Annotated in this window: 16 protein-coding genes, 2 tRNA genes and 2 rRNA genes; 18 read left to right on the top strand and 2 right to left on the bottom strand. The window is 59.9% G+C overall.

From position 1 onward, the window contains the following. The first annotated feature begins 7 nt into the window (after nucleotides 1-7). From F506_RS19600 to F506_RS19555, 10 genes are all read left to right on the top strand, one after another. Nucleotides 8-1,153: an FAD-dependent monooxygenase gene (locus tag F506_RS19600; RefSeq protein WP_053200204.1), complete on the top strand. Its 1,146-nt coding sequence runs from the start codon at nucleotides 8-10 to the stop codon at nucleotides 1,151-1,153. An 11-nt stretch (nucleotides 1,154-1,164) separates the two neighbouring features. Further along, entirely contained in the window at nucleotides 1,165-1,494 is a 330-nt protein-coding gene (locus tag F506_RS19595; protein ID WP_053200203.1) for a hypothetical protein, read from the top strand. Then, complete coding sequence (locus tag F506_RS19590) at nucleotides 1,494-1,727, top strand: recombinase-like helix-turn-helix domain-containing protein (RefSeq protein ID WP_053200201.1); 234 nt, start codon at nucleotides 1,494-1,496, stop codon at nucleotides 1,725-1,727. The genes F506_RS19595 and F506_RS19590 overlap by 1 nt, the downstream gene beginning before the upstream one ends. A 32-nt stretch (nucleotides 1,728-1,759) precedes the next feature. Further along, the gene (locus F506_RS19585) at nucleotides 1,760-2,806 is read left to right on the top strand and encodes an aromatic ring-hydroxylating oxygenase subunit alpha (RefSeq protein WP_053200198.1); all 1,047 of its coding nucleotides are present in this window, start codon (nucleotides 1,760-1,762) and stop codon (nucleotides 2,804-2,806) included. A 16-nt stretch (nucleotides 2,807-2,822) separates the two neighbouring features. Continuing rightward, entirely contained in the window at nucleotides 2,823-3,245 is a 423-nt protein-coding gene (locus F506_RS19580; protein WP_053201804.1) for a RidA family protein, read from the top strand. A gap of 12 nt (nucleotides 3,246-3,257) precedes the next feature. Beyond that, complete coding sequence (locus tag F506_RS19575; protein WP_053200196.1) at nucleotides 3,258-4,208, top strand: PDR/VanB family oxidoreductase; 951 nt, start codon at nucleotides 3,258-3,260, stop codon at nucleotides 4,206-4,208. Between the two features lie 305 nt (nucleotides 4,209-4,513). Further along, complete coding sequence (locus F506_RS19570) at nucleotides 4,514-5,599, top strand: porin (RefSeq protein ID WP_053200194.1); 1,086 nt, start codon at nucleotides 4,514-4,516, stop codon at nucleotides 5,597-5,599. 126 nt (nucleotides 5,600-5,725) lie between these two features. After that, a complete protein-coding gene (locus tag F506_RS19565) occupies nucleotides 5,726-7,426 on the top strand; it encodes a methyl-accepting chemotaxis protein (protein ID WP_053200192.1) in 1,701 nt (566 codons plus the stop codon). Between the two features lie 165 nt (nucleotides 7,427-7,591). Further along, nucleotides 7,592-8,299 carry a GTP cyclohydrolase I gene (folE, locus tag F506_RS19560; protein ID WP_053200190.1) on the top strand — a complete coding sequence of 236 codons (708 nt, stop codon included), beginning with the start codon at nucleotides 7,592-7,594 and terminating at the stop codon, nucleotides 8,297-8,299. A 5-nt stretch (nucleotides 8,300-8,304) separates the two neighbouring features. Then, a complete protein-coding gene (locus F506_RS19555) occupies nucleotides 8,305-8,730 on the top strand; it encodes a BLUF domain-containing protein (RefSeq protein WP_053200189.1) in 426 nt (141 codons plus the stop codon). 68 nt (nucleotides 8,731-8,798) lie between these two features. Here the strand turns inward: F506_RS19555 and F506_RS19550 are convergent, their stop codons facing one another. Together F506_RS19550 and F506_RS19545 are read right to left on the bottom strand one after the other, a co-directional pair. After that, nucleotides 8,799-10,064, bottom strand: a complete 1,266-nt coding sequence (locus F506_RS19550; protein ID WP_053200186.1) for an HD-GYP domain-containing protein — start codon at nucleotides 10,062-10,064, stop codon at nucleotides 8,799-8,801. 299 nt (nucleotides 10,065-10,363) lie between these two features. Further along, on the bottom strand, nucleotides 10,364-11,782 hold the full coding sequence (locus F506_RS19545) for an MFS transporter (protein ID WP_053200184.1): 1,419 nt from the start codon (nucleotides 11,780-11,782) through the stop codon (nucleotides 10,364-10,366). Between the two features lie 324 nt (nucleotides 11,783-12,106). On the opposite strand from F506_RS19545, the gene F506_RS19540 reads away from it, so the two are divergent. The 8 genes from F506_RS19540 (at nucleotide 12,107) to F506_RS19505 (ending at nucleotide 21,666) form a co-directional block, all read left to right on the top strand. Next, the gene (locus F506_RS19540) at nucleotides 12,107-13,597 is read left to right on the top strand and encodes a HAMP domain-containing sensor histidine kinase (RefSeq protein WP_053200182.1); all 1,491 of its coding nucleotides are present in this window, start codon (nucleotides 12,107-12,109) and stop codon (nucleotides 13,595-13,597) included. A gap of 13 nt (nucleotides 13,598-13,610) precedes the next feature. Beyond that, nucleotides 13,611-14,114 (top strand): hypothetical protein, encoded by a 504-nt coding sequence (locus F506_RS19535; protein ID WP_053200180.1) that lies wholly within the window; start codon nucleotides 13,611-13,613, stop codon nucleotides 14,112-14,114. 15 nt (nucleotides 14,115-14,129) lie between these two features. After that, nucleotides 14,130-15,503 (top strand): sigma 54-interacting transcriptional regulator, encoded by a 1,374-nt coding sequence (locus F506_RS19530; RefSeq protein WP_053200178.1) that lies wholly within the window; start codon nucleotides 14,130-14,132, stop codon nucleotides 15,501-15,503. Nucleotides 15,504-15,723: 220 nt separating this feature from the next. After that, the gene (locus tag F506_RS19525) at nucleotides 15,724-16,077 is read left to right on the top strand and encodes a BON domain-containing protein (protein ID WP_053200176.1); all 354 of its coding nucleotides are present in this window, start codon (nucleotides 15,724-15,726) and stop codon (nucleotides 16,075-16,077) included. Nucleotides 16,078-16,698: 621 nt separating this feature from the next. Then, a 16S ribosomal RNA gene (locus tag F506_RS19520) occupies nucleotides 16,699-18,230 on the top strand. A gap of 116 nt (nucleotides 18,231-18,346) precedes the next feature. Then, nucleotides 18,347-18,423: transfer RNA gene (locus tag F506_RS19515), tRNA-Ile, on the top strand. Nucleotides 18,424-18,432: 9 nt separating this feature from the next. Beyond that, nucleotides 18,433-18,508, top strand: a tRNA-Ala gene (locus tag F506_RS19510). 284 nt (nucleotides 18,509-18,792) lie between these two features. Then, nucleotides 18,793-21,666, top strand: a 23S ribosomal RNA gene (locus tag F506_RS19505). The 16S and 23S rRNA genes sit together here with 2 tRNA genes alongside, the layout of an rRNA operon. Nucleotides 21,667-21,699 lie beyond the last annotated feature (33 nt).

Here is a 21,699-nt window from a genome sequence, read left to right as displayed (position 1 = left end):
AAGTGATATGTCTTCTTTCAAAATCGGCATCCTCGGCGCGGGCATCGGCGGCCTGACCGCCGCTATCGCGCTGCATCGCGCCGGCCACGACGTGGTGGTGTACGAGCAGTCGAAACAGTTCCTGCGCGTCGGCGCCGACATCAACCTGACGCCGAATGCGGTGCGGGCGCTCGACGGTCTCGGCATCGGCGCAGCAGTGCGCCGCACCGCCGCGCGTCCGACGCATCGCATCAGCCGCACCTGGAACACCGGCGAAGAAACCTCGCGCCTGGAAATGGGCGATACCGCCGAGAAGAAGTACGGCGCGCCGCAACTGACCATTCATCGCGCCGATTTGCTGGCCGCACTGGCCGAAGTATTCCCGGCCGAGCGCGTGCAGTTCGCCAAACGCGCCGAAGCCATCACGCAGGATACGCAGGGCGTCACGCTGAACTTCACCGACGGCAGCACCGACAAGGTCGACCTGCTGATCGGCGGCGACGGCATCCACTCCGCCGTGCGCAGCGCCATGTTCGGCAAGGAAAGCCCGCGCTTCACCGGCGTGGTCGCCTTCCGCGCCGTGATCCCGGCCGACAGCGTGGCGCAGGTGCCGAACCTGCAAGCCTTCACCAAATGGTGGGGACCGAATCCGGAGAGCCAGATCGTCACCTTCCCGCTCAACTGCGGCAAGGACATCTTCATCTTCGCCACCACCGCGCAAGAAACCTGGCATCTCGAATCGTGGACCACGCCGGGCAGCGTGCAGGAACTGCGCGACAGCTATGCCGGTTTCCACCCCGACGCCACCGCGCTGCTGGACGCCTGCGACGAAGTATTGAAGACCGCTTTATACGAACGCGATCCACTGCCGCAGTGGTCCAAGGGCCGCCTGACGCTGCTGGGCGACGCCAGCCATCCGATGATGCCGTTCATGGCGCAAGGCGCCGGCATGGCGATTGAAGACGCCGTGGTGCTGGCGCGCTGCCTGGAAAAGGTGGCGACCGTCGATGGCATCGCCGACGCGCTACACACCTACGAAGAACTGCGCCTGGAGCGCACCAGCAAGATCCAGATCGGTTCGCGCGGCAACAACTGGTTGCGCGAAGGCGGCAACGCGGATTGGGTCTATGGCTACGACGCCTGGTCGGTGCCGCTTGAAGCAGAAACGGTCTGAGGGGCTGAGTAATGAACGACGCCAAATCAGATCTGATGCTGCTGACCGTGCTGCTCAGGCACGACCAGTCCAAGAACCTGGAAGACATCCAGGCGCACATGAAGAAGGTCGGCTGGTGGGATCGCTTTCCCGTCGAAGGCACGCGCGTGGTGTCGTGGACCGTGGCCATGGGCCTGGGCCAGATCGTCACGCTGGAACTGCCGCCGGCTTTGCTGCCGCTGGTGAACGTGGAGCTGGAACGCTCCGCCTGGGGCGTGTTCCGCACGGAATGCTACCCGACTTACGATTTTGTACCCGTGCGTGAGCGTATCCGCGAGCGCGTCAAGAATGGAGGCCAATAATGGTTGCAACCGTCACAGAGGTTTATCTCAATCCCCATCAGGCGCGCCGTCGTGCGCCGACCCAGTACGAAGATCTGCTGGGCGATTCCATCGAGCGTGCCTACGGCGCCGGCATTACCGAGCTGGCGGCGCTGGTCGCGCATCTCAATCGCACCGGTCCCGGCTGTCCGTACAACAACGGCGTCTGGACCGAAGAAAATTATCAAGAAGAGATTGCACGCCTGGCGGCTTAAGCCGGCGGCCCCTACCCTCAGGAGAATAGTCAATGAGAACGACAGCCAATGATCCGGTCGACGCGGTCCTCGCCGTTGGATTGAAAGACTTGTGGTACCCCATCTGCCCTTCCGAATTCGTCGCCGAGCGTCCGGTGTCGCTGCGCCGCCTGGGCAAGAAGTTCGTGCTCTGGCGTGAAGCCAACGGCGCCCTGCACGCGCTGGAAGATCACTGTCCGCACCGCGGCGCCCCGCTGTCCATGGGCATCGCCATGGGCGACCGCATCGCCTGCGGCTACCACGGCGTACAGGTGCGTTTCGACGGCGTCGTGATGAGCGTGCCGGGCAGCCCGGGCTGCAAACTGGAAGGCGCAAAGGCCACCCGTTCGTATCACGTCACCGAAGCCTGCGGCGCGATCTTCCTGTTCAACGCCAGTAGCGACATCGCCGAACCGCCGCCGTTGCGCTTGCCGGAAGAACTGACCAGCCCGGAGTACTCCAACTTCCTGTGCTACACCGAATGGAAGGGCGACTATCGCTACGTGCTGGACAACGTCATGGATCCGATGCACGGCACCTTCCTGCACAAGCAATCGCACTCGATGGCCGAAGGCGACAACACCGCCTCGTTCGGCATCCGTGAAACCGACATCGGTTTCGTGTTTGAAAAAGAAGGCCAGCGCGACGTCAACTTCGACTGGACCGAATGGGCCGACACGGATTTGCACTGGATGCGCCTGGCGATCCCGTATCCGAAGACCGGTGGTCCCGGCGGCAGCTTCGTCATCGTCGGCAGCTACACGCCGATCGTCGACAACATCGCGGCGGTCTTCCACTGGCGTTGCCGCAAGCTGACCGGCTGGCAAAAGGACACCTGGCGTTTCCTCTATCGCAACCGCCTGGAAGCGCGCCACTGGAACGTGCTGGAACAGGACCGCGCGGTGCTCGAAGTGATGGAACCGGACGCCAACCAGCGCGAAATGCTGTACCAGCACGACATGGGCATCGTCCGCCTGCGCCGCCACATGCGCAAGCTCGCCAAGGAACAGCTGGAGAAGGAAGCGGCGGCGCAGGAAAACAAACCGGCGAAGGCAGCGTGAGCAGATGAGTAAGCAGATGACCGCGGTTCGTCACATCAAGACCGGCAAGGTGGCCGAGCTGGCCACCGCGACCTGGTCCAACTGCCTGGTGATCGGCAATGAGATCGCCATGTCGGGCATGACCGCGCATCCGGCTTCGCGCAATAGTGTTTTGTCGACCTACGAGCAGACCCTGGTGGTGCTGGGCAAGGTGCGTGATCTGGTGGAGGTTGCCGGCGGTACGCTCGGCAGCATCTACAAGCTGGTGATTTACGTGAAGGATATCGCCGACAAGGATGAAGTCGGTCGTGCGCGCCGCGATTTCTTCGCGGTGCCGCAGCCATGTCCCTTCCCGTGTTCGACGCTGGTGGAAGTCAGCGGCCTGGTGTTTCCGGAATTGACGGTCGAGATCGACGCATTTGCACGGCTCGATATCGATTTGCAGCAAGCAGTTTCCTGATTTGGATTTCTTATGAGCAGCTCTCTTCTTTCCGTCCGTGTCCAGGCCATGCGCTTTGAAGCGCAGGGCATCGTCAGCGTCGAGCTGATGTCGCCCGAAGGTGCGGAACTGCCGGCCTTCGAAGCCGGTTCGCACGTCGACCTGCACCTGGGCAACGGCGTCGTGCGCAGCTATTCGCTGTTGAATTCGCCGGCCGAGCGTCATCGCTATGTGGTCGGCGTGCTCAACGATCGCAACAGCCGCGGCGGCTCGCGCTACGTGCATGAGCAGTTGCGCGTCGGCGCGACGCTGACGATCTCGGCGCCGCGCAACAACTTCCCGGTCGACGAGAGCGCCACGCATTCGGTGCTGGTCGCCGGCGGCATCGGCATCACGCCGATCTCTTGCATGCTCAATTACCTGCGCGGCAAGGGCAAGTCGGCCGAGCTGCTGTACTGCGCGCGTTCGCGTGCGGAAGCGGCCTTCGCCGGCGAGCTGTTGCAGCAGCCGGGCGTGAGCAGCCATTTCGATGCCGAGAAAGGCGCGCCGCCGGACCTGCGCGCTTTCCTGGCGAGCAAGCCGAAGGACGCACATTTCTACTGCTGCGGCCCGACGCCGATGCTGAACGCCTTTGAAGCAATCTGCGCCGAACTGGATTTGCCCAACGTGCACATCGAACGTTTCGCCGCGGCGGAAAATGTCGCGGCCGTGCAGGGCGACGAATACGTCGCCGAGCTGGCGCGCAGCAAGAAATCGGTCACGGTGCCGGCCGGAAAATCCCTGCTCGATGCGCTGCTTGATGCCGGTCTCGACGTCGAGCACAGCTGCCGCGAAGGCGTCTGCGGCGCTTGCGAAACCAAGGTCCTCGAAGGCGAACCGGAACATCGCGACGGCGTGCTGAGCAAGGCGGAGAAGGCCTCGAACAAGATGATGATGGTGTGTGTGTCCGGCTGCAAGGGACGCCGCCTGGTGCTGGATTTATAAGGAGCTTCCGATAAAGCATCGCTAGCCGCGTTGCGCCAACTTGCCGTGCATTCGCACTGTCTGCGTTGACGCGCCTTGCTATCGATACTTTCTCGAAACCTCTGTGTAGTGCTGAGAAATGCCCGCGCAAGCGCCGGGCATTTTTTTGAGCCTGAACATTTTTGTGGAACGTTGATTCATGGGTGAAACAAATCGTCCGACGTTGAGCCCGACGGTCCAGGTAAAAGATTCACCTCTTATGTGCGCGGGGCAGATGAGAGCAGTGAACGCGGCGTCAGCCGTGCTTAATTGAAGGGGAGTTTTTCATGAAGAAGGTACTCTTTGCCGTCGCCGCCACCGGCTTCGCGGCAAGCGCATTCGCCCAGAGCAACGTGACGATCTACGGTAGTCTGGACGCCGGCGTGGCATATATCAGCAATCTTGGCGGCGGATCGGTCGCGCGTCTGGATCAGGGCACCATGCAACCGGACCGTATCGGGTTTCGCGGCACCGAAGATCTGGGCGGCAACCTGAAGGCCAATTTCCAGTTGGAAAGCGGTTTCTATACCGACAGCGGCGCCCAGCCGACGGCCGGCAAACTGTTCAACCGCTACAGCACGATCGGCCTGTCCGGCGACTTCGGGGCGGTGACCATGGGCCACATGCCCGACATCGTGTTCGACTACGTGGGCAAGCTGTCCAACGGCTATCAGCTGACCAACTGGTACCTGTTCCACCCGGGTAACCTGGACAGCCTGGCCAACACCTACCAATTCGACAATGCCGTGCGCTACACCTCGCCGACCTTCTCGGGCTTGCAGTTGAGCGGCATGTACGGTTTCGGCGAAGTTGCCGGCGACAGCAACAACGGCCGCAACGTCAGCACCGGCGCCACTTACACCAACGGCCCGTTGCGCGCCGCACTGGCGTATTCGAAGCTCAACAACCGTGCAGCCGGCTACGGCGGCGCGTTCCTGCAGAGCCTGGGCCTGGGCACCGCCGCGACGGTGTTCAGCAGCCTGAGCACCACCGCTGCAGGCGTCGGCTACACCATTGGTCCGGTGCGCCTGAACGCCGACTACACCCAGGTCAAGATCTCGCTGCCAACCGGCGTCACGCCGAAGCAGAAGAACTTCGACCTCGGCGCAGCCTGGCGCTATGCAACGGCTGACACGCTCAACTTCGGCTACGGCTTGTCCAAGCTGGAAAGCGCACGCTGGAATACCTTCAGCCTGAGCCACGTGCATGCGTTCTCCAAGCGCACCGAGTTCTACGTGCAGGCGGCCTATCAACGCGCCGGCGGCAGCGCGCGCTTTGCGGTCATGAACGGCACCGGCGCCGGCGGCGCTACCGGCGTGTCCGGCAGCGACACCCAGCTGGTCACGACAGTGGGCATGCATCACTCGTTCTAAGCCGCACATATCGTTGTAGTACGAACCGGCGCCGACCGACATCCCGGCGCCGGTTTGTTCAGGACGCATTTCATCAACGGGCACGCGCGCCGGTTGACGAAATGCGTTCCAGGGGAGCATGAAAAAATGAAGAAACTGAAACTCGGAACGCGGCTCGGCCTTGCGTTCGGCCTCGTGGTATTGCTGCTGATCGGCATCACAGGCCTCGGCATCCAGAGCCTGGGCGCCTTGCATGACGGCACGCAATTGATCGTCAAGAATCGCTATCCGCAAGTGGTGGTGGCCAATGACATCGTGCTGCAGATCAGCGACAACGCCATCGCGATGCGCAACATCCTGCTGATCGACGATCATGAAGCCTTGCTCAAGGAAATCCAGCGCATCGAAGACGGCGAAAAAGGCATCAACGCCAGTCTCGCGACGCTCCAGCAGATGCTGTCGAGCGACATGGGACGCAAGTCCTACGGCGAAATCTCGGCCCTGCGCGCAACCTATGAAAAAGGCCAGAGGGAATTCCTCAAGCTGGCCGCCACCGGCGCCACCATGGATGCGTCGCAGCTGCTGCTGACGTCCTTGCGCAACGACCAGCAGAACTACATCAACCGCGTCAAAGGCTTTATCAAGGGCGGTTCCATCGTCATGGCCAAGAGCAGCGCCGAGGCCAGCGATCTCTATCACGGCAAGACCGTCATCATGCTGGTCATGGCGACGGCGGCCGTACTGCTGGCCTGCGGTTTTGCATTCTGGATCACGCGCTCGATCACGCGCCCCGTCAATCATGCGGTGCAAGTGGCGCGGAGCGTCGCCGCCGGCGACCTGAGCAGCCATGTCGAGGTGAACTCGCAGGATGAAATCGGCCAGTTGCTGATGGCGCTCCGCGACATGAACGGCAGCCTCACCACCATCGTGTCGGAAGTGCGCACCGGCGCCGACACCATCGCCACCGCCTCGTCCGAAATCGCCACCGGCAATCTCGACCTGTCGTCGCGCACCGAGCAGCAGGCCGGTTCGCTCGAAGAAACCGCGGCGACGATGGAGCAGCTCACCGCCACCGTCAAACAAAACGCCGAGAATGCGCGCCAGGCCAACCAGCTCGCCGCCACGGCGTCCGACGTCGCCACGCATAGCGGTTCGGTGGTAGCGCAGGTGGTGACGACGATGGGATCGATCAGCGACTCGTCGAAGAAGATCGTCGATATCATCAGCGTCATCGACGGCATCGCGTTCCAGACCAATATCCTTGCCCTGAACGCAGCGGTGGAAGCGGCGCGCGCCGGCGAACAAGGGCGCGGTTTTGCGGTAGTCGCCTCCGAGGTGCGCAGTCTGGCGCAGCGCTCGGCCACCGCCGCCAAGGAAATCAAGGCGCTCATCGACGACTCCGTCGAGAAGGTCGACATCGGCAGCAAACTGGTCGCCCAGGCCGGCGGCACCATGGACGAGGTGGTCGCCAGCGTCAGGCGCGTGAGCGACATCGTCGGCGAGATCAGCTTCGCCAGCCAGGAACAAAGCTCGGGTATCGGGCAAGTCAACCAGGCCATTACGCAAATGGACGAGGTCACGCAACAGAACGCCGCGCTGGTCGAGCAGGCCGCCGCCGCCGCGCAATCGCTGCAGGATCAGTCGGCCAACCTGGCGCGGGTGGTGGGGGTGTTCCGCCTCAACGCGCACGATGCGCCACGGCTAGGGACGCCGGCCGCGCCGGCAGCACGTGTTGCGGCACGGGCGGTGCCAGCTCCTGCGCCTGCAGGGAAGCCGGCGCTGGCCTATGGTTCCGGCAGGGCAGCGCCGCCATTACCGTCCGGCGACGGCGATTGGGAGACGTTCTGAGGTTGCGCCGAGGATTCAGGTAAGACGATGATTCAGGTAAAACGATTCTTCGGCCGCGCCGGCCCAATACCGGATGACCGCGCCACGGCTCGCATATGAAAGCGTCGTTTCGGGGCATAATGTCGACAATTTCATTCGCACTGCGCCTTCCCGCGCAATTCCACAATGGCAACAGACCAACCACGACCAAGCCTGCACGACGAACTGGTGTCGACGCGCATCCGTGCGCGCATCAAGGCTGCCGGCGTCCGTTTTCACGCCAACGACAATATCTCCGCCTTCATTGAAGAGGGCGAGCTCGATGCCTTGCAGGCTGAAGTGCAGGCCAAGCTGGCGGGCGTGCTCGAGAGCCTGGTGATCGATGTCGAGAGCGACCACAATACCCAGGACACCGCCAAGCGCGTGGCCAAGATGTATCTGCAGGAAGTGTTCCACGGACGCTACCGGCCGGCGCCGCCGGTGACGGAATTCCCCAATATCGAACGCCTCAACGAACTGATGATCGTCGGGCCGATCACGGTGCGCAGCGCCTGCTCGCATCACCTGTGTCCGATCATGGGCAAGGTCTGGGTCGGCGTGATGCCGAATGAACATTCCAACCTGATCGGCCTGTCCAAATATGCGCGCCTGATCGAGTGGATCATGAGCCGTCCGCAGATCCAGGAAGAAGCCGTGTCGCAAGTGGCCGGCCTGCTGATGGAAAAGCTGCAGCCGGACGGCCTGGCGATCGTGATGGAAGCCGATCACTTCTGCATGCACTGGCGCGGCGTCAAGGACACCGAGTCGAAGATGATCAACAGCGTCATGCGCGGCTCGTTCCTGCGCGACGCCAACCTGCGCCGCGAATTCCTCGCACTCATCCGGAAGGGGTAACCATCATGCTGGTTCGTCTGATCTATGCAAGCCGCGCCTGTACGCCGATTTCCCAGGAACAGGTCGACGCCATCCTGGCGACGGCGCGCGGCCACAATCCCGCCAAAGGCATCACCGGCGTGCTGTGCCACAGCGAAGACGTGTTCGTGCAGGCCCTGGAAGGCGGCCGCGAGCAGGTCAACCAGCTGTACGCGCGCCTGTTGCAGGACCCGCGCCACAAGGACGTGATTCTGCTGTGCTACGAGGAAATCGGCGTGCGCCGCTATTCGTCGTGGACCATGGGCAAGGTGCGGCTGGACAAGGTCAACCGTTCGCTGTTGCTGAAATATTCCAGCACCGGCGTGCTCAATCCTTATGACGTGTCGGGTTGCGCCACGGTGGCGCTGCTGGAAGAGTTGGCCGAGACCGGCGCCTTCGCCGTCCGTGACTGAGAACGGCTGATAACGCGCCGGCGGCGGCGTGTCATCAGTGCCGCTTGCTCAAGTTTAAGTGCCCAAGTTCAAGTAATTACCGTCGACGCCCAGATCGTTTCCAGATTGGGCAGGTGCAGTTTGGCCGGATCCGCATGCGAGGCGATCTTGTCGCCGCTGCGGGTGGTAGCCAGGTCGATGATCTCGATCGGCAGCGGCGCCATCGTCAGCGCCGAGAAAAACACTTTCACCTTCGGCGTGAGTAGCGATCCCGGATGTTGGTCGATCACAATGCCGACCTTGCCCGAGTGCATCACCACGCAGGAGCCGGTCGGAAAAATCCCCACGCTCTTGATGAATGCCTCGAGGATGGTCTCGTCGAAATGGCCCTGGTTGCTGGCCATGCGCTTGACCGAATGGCCCGGCTCCCAGCCCGGCTTGTAGGGGCGGTTGGACGTGATGGCGTCGTAGACGTCGCACACCGCGCCCATTTTCGCCACCATGGAAATCTGATTGCCCTTGAGGTTGAACGGGTAGCCGCTGCCGTCGATCTTCTCGTGATGATGCAGCGAGACATCGAGTGCGGCGTCGCCGATGCCGTCGACGCCGCGCAGGATGGCATGGCCGGCTTGCGCGTGTTTCTTGACGGAGGTGAATTCGTCGTCGGTGAGCTTGCCGGGTTTGTTGAGGATGTCCGCAGGCACTGCCATCTTGCCGATGTCGTGCAGCAGCCCGGCGATGCCGGCCTGGCGTGTTTCTTCCGGTGACAGCCCGAGCTGGTGGCCGAGCGCGATCATCAGCGCACACACCGCCACCGAATGCATGTAGGTGTAGTCGTCGGCGGTCTTCAGGCGCGCCAGGCTGATCAGCGCGCCGGAGTTGCGCGCTACCGAAGCGGTGATTTCCTGCACCACCGGCATCGCCTGGCGTACGTCCAGCGCCTTGCCCATGCGGGTCTCGTTGAACATCGTCATGATGGCCTTCCTGGACGCGGTCAGGACGCGCGCGGCTTGCACGCGTTCCTGTTCGGCGCCGACCTGAACGACGATTTTGGCTGGCCTTGAGCGGGTGGGTTCGGCGGGTATGTCGATTGCTGCAGCATCGGCAGCAGCTTCCGGAGTTGATTCGGCGGCGACGGGCGCGGCCGCTTTGGGCTCGTCTTCCATGACGATGTCACGGCCCTTGCTGGTATCGATCAGGATTTGTTCGATCTTGGCGGAACGCAGCGTCTTGAGGTCTTCGTACTTCTCCAGCTTGAAGGAACCCCGCCAGAATGGATGATTCATCCACGGGCCTGGAATCTCCTGGACATACATGCCAAGACGCAACTGATCGGGTGCAATACGCTTCAACACTGCCGGTCCTCCGTGGACGCTTATTGTTAGGGCATCTCATCTCTGCGGATGGGGTACGCTCTCCATGTTGCTGCTCTGAAACTTGCGTGGGTGCTGGACTTGCGAGGATCCACGCTTAGCGATTGCATGTCCCATCGTAGCAGAACCTGCTCGGAATGTGGCTGTTGTATTTGTACTGCGCGAGGCTTGAAAAAAGAAAAAAAACGGGTCGTTGCAGACGATCCGCACCGATGCGGTACGGATCGTTTTGCAAGAAGAATGCGGACTTGAAGCGGACTTGAAGTGGACTTGAAGTGGACTTATTTCGGCGCCGGCGGCGCGTAAGGATTGGTGGTCAGCAGACGCAGGAAGCTGGCGAGGCAGGCGGCGCCTGCAAAGCCGGCGCCGAGTCCGAGCGCGATGCGTGAGCCGTGCAGTTCCGACAGGCTGAAACATAGCGCCACCAGCGCCGCGCCGATGCTCTGGCCGAACAGCCGCGCGGTGGCGACGATGCCGCTGGCGCCGCCGCTGCGATTGGGCGGCGCGCTGGTCATCAGGGCTTTCAGATTGGGCGACTGGAAGAAGCCGAAGCCCATGCCGCAGACGAACATGCGCCAGGAAATCTCGAACACGCTCGGCGCCGCCGGCATCAGCGTCATCAGCATCAGGCCGACACACAGCAGCGCCAGGCCGAAGCCGCCGAGGATGCCGGCCGGATAGTGATCCGACATGCGTCCGGCGATCGGCGCCATGATGGCAACGGCGACCGGCCATGGCGTCATCAGCAATCCGATTTCAACTTGCGAGCGGCCGAGGTCGTGATGGAAGAAGAACGGCAGCGACACGAACGCCAGCCCTTGCGCAGCGAACGAACACACCGCCGTAATGGCCGACAGCGAGAACATCGGCCGGCGGAACAAGTCGACCGGCAGCATCGGCGCCGGGTGCGAGGCTTCGCGGCGCATCAGCAGATAGCCGCACACCAGCGCGGCTACGAACTCCAGCGCGACCACGGCGGGCGCCGCCTGATGCGCGCCTTCGCCGATGGCCATGATCAGCAGGCCGAAGGCGGCGGCGTTGAGCAGCGCGCTCTTGATGTCGAAATGGTGAGAGGACTTCGGCGTGTACGGCAGCGACGGTATCGCCATCAGCAGGCCGACGATGCCGAGCGGGACGTTCACCGCGAACAGCCATGGCCACGGCGCGATCGCCAGGATGCCGGAGGCGACGCTGGGGCCGACGGTAAACGAGATGGCGACGATGAGCGTGTTGATGCCGACGCCGCGGCCGAGCGAGCGGGTCGGGTAGATGTAGCGGATCAGCGCGGTATTGACGCTCATGATGCCGGCGCCGCCCAGGCCCTGCAGGAAGCGCGCGACGGTGAGCGCGGGTAGCGACCAGGCCACGGCGCACAGCAGCGAGGCAGCCGTGAACAGCGCCAGACCGGCGATATAGATGCGGCGATAGCCGACGATTTCGCCCAGTGCTGCCAGCGGCAGCAGCGACACCATCATGGCCAGCTGGTAGGCGGTGACGATCCAGACCGAGGCGGCGGGGGTGGCGTTGAGATCGCGCGCCATGACCGGCAGCGCGGTGTTGGCGATGGCGGTGTCGAGCGTGGCCAGGCCGACCGCGATGAGCAGCGTGATGACGGCGATGGCGCGTTTGTCGGCGGGCAAGCCTTCACCGGCGATGACGACGGGGTGGGCAGCAGGGGTCTTGGACTTCGGAGGTTCCATTGCGATGCGGAGTAGTGGCAGGGACGATGTGGCGGCCGGCCGGTGCGCATGGCTGCTGTTGAATCGCAGGAAACAGGGGTGCAGCGCGGCGGGCCGGAGCTGCGGTCATGATATACGGGAACCGCCGGAGCTGCTGGCGGGAGGCATTTCGCGGGGATTGTGCATAGGTGGCGGTTTAAAGTATTTTCTAGAAGTTATAAGATACTTTTCTACTCCCGCCTCGGCGTTGTTTACAATGATGCTCCACCCTAGCGAGAAAGATTCATGCTCAAGCAAGCTGCCTTACAACAGCCGGTATCTCGTTCCTCAGCCGCCCGGCCAGTGATGTTGCCGGGATTGTCATTTCGTCAGCTGCTGCTGGCGGCGTTCCTGTTGATCGCCGCGCTGCTCAGCGGTACCTCGGTGCATGCCTTGTTCACGCTGGAGCGCATGTCCGTCCACAGCCGCGAGACCGCCGGCCAGGCTGTGCGCCTGACCGAGCAGGCGCAGCGGCTGGCCGAACGTACCGTTGCGATGGAGCGCAGCGCGCGCCAGTACCTGGTGCTGGACGATCCGGCTTTCCGCGATCGTTACGCCGAGGCATGGCAACAAGCCAAGGCCGCGCTGGCCGAATTGCAGGAAGCGCTGCCGCAGGCGCCGGCCGAAACATTCAATTCCTGGAATAGCTACGGCGAAGCGGCGTGGACGGTATTGCAGGCGGACCAGGCGCCTGCGACGGCCGTCGATCCTGCACCGGCAGCGGCTGGGAAGCGCAAGCAGGCGGCGCGCAAGGTCGAGGCGCGCAAGCCTGACCAGCGTGCGCTGTTCCAGGCCTTTGCCCATCTGCCGGCGCTCAACGAACAACTGGCGCTGGAAAGCAAACGCGAAGTCGAGCGTCGCAACAATACCTTGTCCAACGACCTCGAGCAGCAGCGCAAGATGCTGAGCTTCCAGGTGATCGGCGCCATCGTGCTGGCGGTACTGCTGGCGTTCTGGTTCGGGCTGTGGCTGTCGCGGCCGCTGGCGCGCATCGAGCTGGCGATCAGCCGCCTCGGCGAAAACCGTTTCGACCAGCCGATCGTGGTCAAGGGGCCGGCCGACTTGCGCCGCCTGGGCCAGCAGCTGGACTGGCTGCGGCAACGGCTGGCCGACCTGGAGGCGGAGAAGTCGCGCTTCCTGCGCCATGTTTCGCATGAATTGAAGACGCCGCTGGCGGCCTTGTGCGAAGGCGCGGCGCTGCTCGATGATGAAGTGGCCGGCAAGCTGACCGACAGCCAGCGCGAGATTTCGCGCATCCTGCGGCAGAACACGCAGGCGCTGCAGACCCAGATCGAGGATCTGCTGCGCTATAACGAAGTGGCCTTCGATGCCCAGCACATCAACCGCCTGCCGGTGGATTTGCGCGCGCTTCTATATAAGGTGATCGATGACCAGCGCTTGCAATGGGTGGCGCGCGACCTCAAGGTTGAAGTCGAGGGCGGTGCGCGTACGGCGGTGCTGGATCCGGACAAGTTCGCCATCGTGCTGGCCAACCTGCTGTCGAACGCGGTGCGCTTCAGTCCGCGCGGCGGCACCATCCGTTTCGTGCTGTCGGGACATGCCGGCCGCGTGCGGCTCGATTGCATCGACCAGGGACCGGGCGTGGCGGCGACCGATGCGGCGCGGATTTTCGATCCCTTCTACCAGGGCCTGAACCAGCCGCAAGGTGCGCGCCACGGCAATGGCATCGGCCTGTCGATCGTGCGCGAGTACGTGCTGGCGCACAATGGCGAGGTGCAATTGGTGGCGGGCCCGGGCGGCGCACATTTCCGCATCGAATTGCCGGATGAAAGCTGAACACTGATCAATCATGAAATCCAGACTACTTCCCCTGCTGCTGACTCTATTATTGGCCGCCTGCGCCACGCCCGCGCCGGAGGCGCCGACCGCCACCGTCAAGCTGGTCACGACCGTGGGCGGCATGGACGATCTGCTGGCGTATCACCAATCCTTGCGCCGCTTGTCGCCGCAGGAGCTGGGGCGCGAGCTGCAGGCGCTCAATGCGCGTCACGGCGGCGCCATGCTGGCCATGCAAAAAGCCATGGTGCTGGGACTGACGCACGACGCCGGCGACCTGACGAAGGCGCAGGCGCAACTCGGATCGGTGCTCAGCGCGACGGACTCCGATGCGGTCGCGCTGAAGCCGCTGGCGCAACTGCTGGTGAGCAATTACGCCGAGATGCGCCGCCTGAGCGACAACGCCGAGAAGGCCGGCCAGCAGGCGCGCGATAATCAGCGCCGCCTCGACCAGCTGAGCGAAAAGCTGGAGGCGCTCAAGAACATCGAGCGCACCCTGCCCGGCCAGCCCAAATAGCGTCCCCTTATATAGATGAGCACACCGCGCCACCTGCTGCTGGTCGATGACGACGCTGATTTGCTGCAATTGCTGTCGCTGCGCCTGACCGCGAACGGTTACCGCGTGACCGCCGTGGCGAGCGCGGAAGCGGCCCAGGCGCAACTGGCGATCGACCTGCCGGCGCTGGTGATCAGCGATATCCGCCTGCCGGGCAAGGACGGGCTGGCGCTGTTCGACGAGATCCGCGCGCAATATCCGGCGCTGCCGGTGATCTTGCTGACCGCGCACGGCACCATTCCGGACGCCGTCGAGGCCACCACCCGCGGCGCCTTCGCCTACCTGACCAAGCCCTACGACGCCAAGATCCTGCTGGCCAAGATCGAGCAGGCGCTCAGCCTGACCGCGTCGGCTGACGGCAATGCCGACGATGCCTGGCGCGAAGAATTGATCAGCCGCAGCCCGCGCATGGCGGAAGTGCTGTCGGAAGCGCGCCTGGTGGCGGTGTCCGATGCCAGCATCCTGATCCGCGGCGAAAGCGGCACCGGCAAGGAATTGTTGGCGCGCGCGATCCACCGCGCCAGCCGCCGCCCCAAGGCGCCGTTCATCGCGGTCAACTGCGCCGCGATCCCCGAACAGTTGCTGGAGTCGGAGCTGTTCGGCCACGTCAAGGGCGCCTTCACCGGCGCGGTCGAGCATCGCAAGGGTTTGTTCCAGGCGGCCGACGGCGGCACGCTGTTCCTCGACGAGATCGGCGACATGCCGTTGCCGCTGCAGGTGAAGCTGCTGCGCGTGCTGCAGGAGCGCACGGTGCGGCCGGTCGGCTCCAATGACAGCACTACGGTGGACGTGCGCATCCTGTCGGCGACCCATCGCAACCTGGATGCGGCAATGGCCGACGGCTCCTTCCGCGAAGATCTCTATTACCGGCTCAACGTGGTCACCTTGGCGCTGCCCCTGCTGGTCGAGCGGCGTGAGGATATTGCGCTGCTGGCCAATCATTTCCTGCAGGCAATCGCCGCCAGGTACCAGAAGAAGCTCAACGGCTTCGCTCCCGATGCGCTGGAAATACTGATGATGGCGTCCTGGCCCGGCAACGTGCGCCAGCTATATAACGTGGTCGAGCAGGTGTGCGCCTTGTCGACCGCGCCGCTGATCCCGGCTGCGCTGGTGCAGCGCGCCTTGCGGGTGCCGGCGCTGGAGGTCCTGCGCTATGCGGATGCCAAGCAGCGGTTCGAGCGCGACTACCTAATTCAGCTGCTGAAATTGACCGACGGCAACGTCACCGATGCGGCACGGCTGGCCGACCGCAATCGGACCGAGTTCTATCGTCTATTACAGAAGAATGGGCTGGATCCACGGCTTTTCCGCGGAGATGAGGACGACGTCGCCGTCGAGCGACAAGAGTAAATCCTTTGAAATCAATGGTTTAGGATTTGAGTTTGGCAGGGCGTCGCTCTCAGGCGACGAAAAACGGCGGTTTTGGGCGAGAAATCGCCGGCGGATTCGGCCAGAATACGCCAAGTCGTTGAAATCATTGAATTAATTCATCCTGGCATGGCCTTTGCGAAAGAGAGGGCAGGTAGCGCGAATGCGTTGTCTTTCTTTTTCACACTATAAGGACCTCATCATGCAAAAGACCAAAGCCATCTCGACACTGGTTGCCGCCGCCTTCCTGACCGCCGCCACTGCGGCCCCTGCCGTCTACGCAGCGGATACTTCCACCGGTTCGTCCTCCGCCAGCACTACGCAGAAAGCCGGCGCTTATGTAGACGACTCCGTCATCACCGCCAAGGTCAAGGCCGCTTTCGTTGAAGACAGCCAGGTGTCGGCCCTGAAGATCAAGGTCACCACCAAGAAGGGTATCGTCACCCTGGCCGGCGCAGTGCCTAATGCCGACGCCGGCCAGCACGTATTGCAGCTGGCGGCAGCGATCGACGGCGTGAAGGACGTGAAGAGCGAACTGACCATCAAGAGCAGCTAATTTGCTGCACTGCTAATCACCGGTAGTTAAGCAAGAAAACCGAGGCCATCCCGTCAGGGATGGCCTCGGCGTTTTTGTTTTAAAAATTATTTACCGGCGCAAATCCAGAGCGGTAGCGGGTTTGCGGGGAGTGAGGATAAAAAGTTTAAATAATTTTTCAAAAACAGTTGCACGGATTGGAAAAGCTTTGCTATAGTTCGCCTCCCCGCTGACAGAGCGACGCAGCAAACAGCAAGACGCAGCGCGCCGGAGGTGGGGAAAGGAAGTAAAAAAGGTTTTAGGAAGTGAGAAGTTGGTAGTAAAAATTTTTAGTGAAGCGTTAAAAAAGTAGTTGACGCAAATTAAAAAACACTACATAATCTCGTTTCTCTGCTGCTGACAAACAAAACGATTTGACAGCGACGCAAGCGGCACTTCGGTGCGGCGCGAAGCAGGCAAGGTTCTTTAAAAATTAACAGTCGATAAGTGTGGGCGTTTAATGAAGTGCGACAGACCTTCGGGTCTGGAAACTTTAAATATTTTTAAACGCTCACGAAGAAATATAGGTAAGAAATTATCTGTCAGTATTTTGAGTGAGTGACCGATTCGAAAGAATCAGCCAGCAATGGCAAAACAGAGATTGAACTGAAGAGTTTGATCCTGGCTCAGATTGAACGCTGGCGGCATGCCTTACACATGCAAGTCGAACGGCAGCACGGAGCTTGCTCCTGGTGGCGAGTGGCGAACGGGTGAGTAATATATCGGAACGTGCCCTAGAGTGGGGGATAACTAGTCGAAAGATTAGCTAATACCGCATACGATCTACGGATGAAAGTGGGGGATCGCAAGACCTCATGCTCATGGAGCGGCCGATATCTGATTAGCTAGTTGGTGGGGTAAAAGCTCACCAAGGCGACGATCAGTAGCTGGTCTGAGAGGACGACCAGCCACACTGGAACTGAGACACGGTCCAGACTCCTACGGGAGGCAGCAGTGGGGAATTTTGGACAATGGGCGCAAGCCTGATCCAGCAATGCCGCGTGAGTGAAGAAGGCCTTCGGGTTGTAAAGCTCTTTTGTCAGGGAAGAAACGGTCTTGGTTAATACCTGGGGCTAATGACGGTACCTGAAGAATAAGCACCGGCTAACTACGTGCCAGCAGCCGCGGTAATACGTAGGGTGCAAGCGTTAATCGGAATTACTGGGCGTAAAGCGTGCGCAGGCGGTTATACAAGACAGATGTGAAATCCCCGGGCTCAACCTGGGAATTGCATTTGTGACTGTATGGCTAGAGTGTGTCAGAGGGGGGTAGAATTCCACGTGTAGCAGTGAAATGCGTAGATATGTGGAGGAATACCGATGGCGAAGGCAGCCCCCTGGGATAACACTGACGCTCATGCACGAAAGCGTGGGGAGCAAACAGGATTAGATACCCTGGTAGTCCACGCCCTAAACGATGTCTACTAGTTGTCGGGTCTTAATTGACTTGGTAACGCAGCTAACGCGTGAAGTAGACCGCCTGGGGAGTACGGTCGCAAGATTAAAACTCAAAGGAATTGACGGGGACCCGCACAAGCGGTGGATGATGTGGATTAATTCGATGCAACGCGAAAAACCTTACCTACCCTTGACATGTACGGAATCCTGAAGAGATTTAGGAGTGCTCGAAAGAGAACCGTAACACAGGTGCTGCATGGCTGTCGTCAGCTCGTGTCGTGAGATGTTGGGTTAAGTCCCGCAACGAGCGCAACCCTTGTCATTAGTTGCTACGAAAGGGCACTCTAATGAGACTGCCGGTGACAAACCGGAGGAAGGTGGGGATGACGTCAAGTCCTCATGGCCCTTATGGGTAGGGCTTCACACGTCATACAATGGTACATACAGAGGGCCGCCAACCCGCGAGGGGGAGCTAATCCCAGAAAGTGTATCGTAGTCCGGATTGGAGTCTGCAACTCGACTCCATGAAGTTGGAATCGCTAGTAATCGCGGATCAGCATGTCGCGGTGAATACGTTCCCGGGTCTTGTACACACCGCCCGTCACACCATGGGAGCGGGTTCTGCCAGAAGTAGTTAGCCTAACCGCAAGGAGGGCGATTACCACGGCAGGGTTCGTGACTGGGGTGAAGTCGTAACAAGGTAGCCGTATCGGAAGGTGCGGCTGGATCACCTCCTTTCTAGAGTGCGCATGATTTAAGCGCTCACACTTATCGTCTGTTAGTAAAGAAGAACAGTTATATCGGTTGCGGCGGCGGCATAGTCTGCTGGCTGACTGCTGATTACTGATCCAAGCGGGTCTGTAGCTCAGCTGGTTAGAGCACCGTGTTGATAACGCGGGGGTCGTTGGTTCGAGCCCAACCAGACCCACCAAAGAGTTTCGGGGGTTTAGCTCAGCTGGGAGAGCACCTGCTTTGCAAGCAGGGGGTCGTCGGTTCGATCCCGTCAACCTCCACCAGAAACATCAAACCTAAGTCGCATGCAAAAGCGTGTGGATTTAGGTTTGGTCTTTTAGTGATCAATAGCTGTTTTTGTTCTTTAACAATCTGGAAGAAGTAAAGTATTCGTCAACGACGAGCGCCAGGATTTCTGTCCTTGTGTGAGAAGTTGATGGGTGTGATTGTATCAATCAAAGTATTACGAAGTGATCTTAGCAATTAGAAGACTTACTTTGGCAATACGGCAAACGCTAAACTCAAAAAACTCTATAACGCTCTCTGGGAACAGAGGCTAACGTTATAGGGACAAGTGAATAAGTGCACATGGTGGATGCCTTGGCGATTACAGGCGATGAAGGACGTAGTAGCTTGCGATAAGCTGCGGGGAGCTAGCAAACAAGCTTTGATCCGCAGATTTCCGAATGGGGAAACCCACCCGCAAGGGTATCACTGACTGAATACATAGGTCTGTGAAGCGAACGCGGCGAACTGAAACATCTAAGTAGCTGCAGGAAAAGAAATCAACCGAGATTCCCAAAGTAGTGGCGAGCGAAATGGGACCAGCCTGCAAGATTTAGCACCATTGATAGTAGAACGGAATGGAAAGTCCGGCCATAGAGGGTGATAGCCCCTTATACGAAATCAGTAGTGTGGAACTAGGCTTGCGACAAGTAGGGCGGGACACGTGAAATCCTGTCTGAACATGGGGGGACCATCCTCCAAGGCTAAATACTCGTAATCGACCGATAGTGAACCAGTACCGTGAGGGAAAGGCGAAAAGAACCCCGGAAGGGGAGTGAAATAGATCCTGAAACCGTGTGCATACAAACAGTAGGAGCCTCGTAAGGGGTGACTGCGTACCTTTTGTATAATGGGTCAGCGACTTACATTCAGTGGCAAGGTTAACCGAATAGGGAAGCCGTAGAGAAATCGAGTCCGAATAGGGCGTTCAGTCGCTGGGTGTAGACCCGAAACCAAGTGATCTACTCATGGCCAGGTTGAAGGTGCGGTAACACGCACTGGAGGACCGAACCCACTAATGTTGAAAAATTAGGGGATGAGCTGTGGGTAGGGGTGAAAGGCTAAACAAACTTGGAAATAGCTGGTTCTCTCCGAAAACTATTTAGGTAGTGCCTCAAGTATCACCATCGGGGGTAGAGCACTGTTATGGCTAGGGGGTCATCGCGACTTACCAACCCATTGCAAACTCCGAATACCGATGAGTGCGAGCTTGGGAGACAGACGTCGGGTGCTAACGTCCGGCGTCAAGAGGGAAACAACCCAGACCGCCAGCTAAGGTCCCAAAGATTGGCTAAGTGGAAAACGAAGTGGGAAGGCTAAAACAGTCAGGAGGTTGGCTTAGAAGCAGCCATCCTTTAAAGAAAGCGTAATAGCTCACTGATCGAGTCGTCCTGCGCGGAAGATGTAACGGGGCTAAGCCAGTCACCGAAGCTGCGGATATCAATTTATTGATATGGTAGGAGAGCGTTCTGTAAGCCTGCGAAGGTGTCTTGTAAAGGATGCTGGAGGTATCAGAAGTGCGAATGCTGACATGAGTAGCGATAATGGGGGTGAAAAGCCCCCACGCCGTAAGCCCAAGGTTTCCTGTTCAACGTTCATCGGAGCAGGGTGAGTCGGCCCCTAAGGCGAGGCAGAGATGCGTAGCTGATGGGAAGCAGGTTAATATTCCTGCACCGTCGTTAGATGCGATGGGGGGACGGATCGCGGAAGGTTGTCCGGGTGTTGGATGTCCCGGTTCCTGTATCAGAGAAGGCTGTTAGGCAAATCCGGCAGCGTAATTCAAGGGTATGGGACGAGCGAACTTGTTCGCGAAGCAATCGGAAGTGGTTCCAAGAAAAGCCTCTAAGCTTCAGTCTAACGAGACCGTACCGCAAACCGACACAGGTGGGCGAGATGAGTATTCTAAGGCGCTTGAGAGAACTCGGGAGAAGGAACTCGGCAAATTTGTACCGTAACTTCGGGATAAGGTACGCCCTAGTAGTTTGACTGGCCTGCGCCAGAAGGACAAACGGGTTGCAATAAAAAGGTGGCTGCGACTGTTTAATAAAAACACAGCACTCTGCAAACACGAAAGTGGACGTATAGGGTGTGACGCCTGCCCGGTGCTGGAAGATTAAATGATGGGGTGCAAGCTCTTGATTGAAGTCCCAGTAAACGGCGGCCGTAACTATAACGGTCCTAAGGTAGCGAAATTCCTTGTCGGGTAAGTTCCGACCTGCACGAATGGCGTAACGATGGCCACACTGTCTCCTCCCGAGACTCAGCGAAGTTGAAATGTTTGTGATGATGCAATCTACCCGCGGCTAGACGGAAAGACCCCATGAACCTTTACTGTAGCTTTGCATTGGACTTTGAACCAATCTGTGTAGGATAGGTGGGAGGCTTTGAAGTAGGGACGCCAGTCTCTATGGAGCCATCCTTGAAATACCACCCTGGTTTGTTTGAGGTTCTAACCTTGGTCCGTTATCCGGATCGGGGACAGTGCATGGTAGGCAGTTTGACTGGGGCGGTCTCCTCCCAAAGTGTAACGGAGGAGTTCGAAGGTACGCTAGGTACGGTCGGACATCGTGCTAATAGTGCAATGGCATAAGCGTGCTTAACTGCGAGACTGACAAGTCGAGCAGGTACGAAAGTAGGACATAGTGATCCGGTGGTTCTGTATGGAAGGGCCATCGCTCAACGGATAAAAGGTACTCTGGGGATAACAGGCTGATTCCTCCCAAGAGTTCATATCGACGGGGGAGTTTGGCACCTCGATGTCGGCTCATCACATCCTGGGGCTGTAGCCGGTCCCAAGGGTATGGCTGTTCGCCATTTAAAGTGGTACGTGAGCTGGGTTTAAAACGTCGTGAGACAGTTTGGTCCCTATCTGCCGTGGGCGTTGGAAGTTTGAAGGGGGCTGCTCCTAGTACGAGAGGACCGGAGTGGACGAACCTCTGGTGTATCGGTTGTCACGCCAGTGGCATTGCCGAGTAGCTAAGTTCGGAAGAGATAACCGCTGAAAGCATCTAAGCGGGAAACTCGCCTTGAGATGAGACTTCCCGGGGGTTTAACCCCCCTAAAGGGTCGTTCGAGACCAGGACGTTGATAGGTCAGGTGTGGAAGCGCAGTAATGCGTTAAGCTAACTGATACTAATTGCCCGTGCGGCTTGTCCCTATAACATTAGCTGTTATAGCTTTAGAGTTTTAT

This window comes from Herbaspirillum hiltneri N3, assembly GCF_001267925.1.
Taxonomy (GTDB): domain Bacteria; phylum Pseudomonadota; class Gammaproteobacteria; order Burkholderiales; family Burkholderiaceae_D; genus Herbaspirillum; species Herbaspirillum hiltneri.
The sequence above is the reverse complement of the archived record's forward strand: the minus strand, read 5'-3'. Positions and strand labels throughout refer to the sequence as shown.

Coding starts and splice junctions, on each gene's coding strand:
- F506_RS19540 (WP_053200182.1), top strand. CDS start 12,107: ATGTTGCCGGGATTGTCATTTCGTCAGCTGCTGCTGGCGGCGTTCCTG.
- F506_RS19545 (WP_053200184.1), bottom strand. CDS start 11,782: ATGGAACCTCCGAAGTCCAAGACCCCTGCTGCCCACCCCGTCGTCATC.
- F506_RS19555 (WP_053200189.1), top strand. CDS start 8,305: ATGCTGGTTCGTCTGATCTATGCAAGCCGCGCCTGTACGCCGATTTCC.
- F506_RS19590 (WP_053200201.1), top strand. CDS start 1,494: ATGGTTGCAACCGTCACAGAGGTTTATCTCAATCCCCATCAGGCGCGC.
- F506_RS19595 (WP_053200203.1), top strand. CDS start 1,165: ATGAACGACGCCAAATCAGATCTGATGCTGCTGACCGTGCTGCTCAGG.
- F506_RS19585 (WP_053200198.1), top strand. CDS start 1,760: ATGAGAACGACAGCCAATGATCCGGTCGACGCGGTCCTCGCCGTTGGA.
- F506_RS19535 (WP_053200180.1), top strand. CDS start 13,611: ATGAAATCCAGACTACTTCCCCTGCTGCTGACTCTATTATTGGCCGCC.
- F506_RS19580 (WP_053201804.1), top strand. CDS start 2,823: ATGACCGCGGTTCGTCACATCAAGACCGGCAAGGTGGCCGAGCTGGCC.
- F506_RS19565 (WP_053200192.1), top strand. CDS start 5,726: ATGAAGAAACTGAAACTCGGAACGCGGCTCGGCCTTGCGTTCGGCCTC.
- F506_RS19575 (WP_053200196.1), top strand. CDS start 3,258: ATGAGCAGCTCTCTTCTTTCCGTCCGTGTCCAGGCCATGCGCTTTGAA.
- F506_RS19600 (WP_053200204.1), top strand. CDS start 8: ATGTCTTCTTTCAAAATCGGCATCCTCGGCGCGGGCATCGGCGGCCTG.
- F506_RS19530 (WP_053200178.1), top strand. CDS start 14,130: ATGAGCACACCGCGCCACCTGCTGCTGGTCGATGACGACGCTGATTTG.
- F506_RS19525 (WP_053200176.1), top strand. CDS start 15,724: ATGCAAAAGACCAAAGCCATCTCGACACTGGTTGCCGCCGCCTTCCTG.
- F506_RS19570 (WP_053200194.1), top strand. CDS start 4,514: ATGAAGAAGGTACTCTTTGCCGTCGCCGCCACCGGCTTCGCGGCAAGC.
- folE (WP_053200190.1), top strand. CDS start 7,592: ATGGCAACAGACCAACCACGACCAAGCCTGCACGACGAACTGGTGTCG.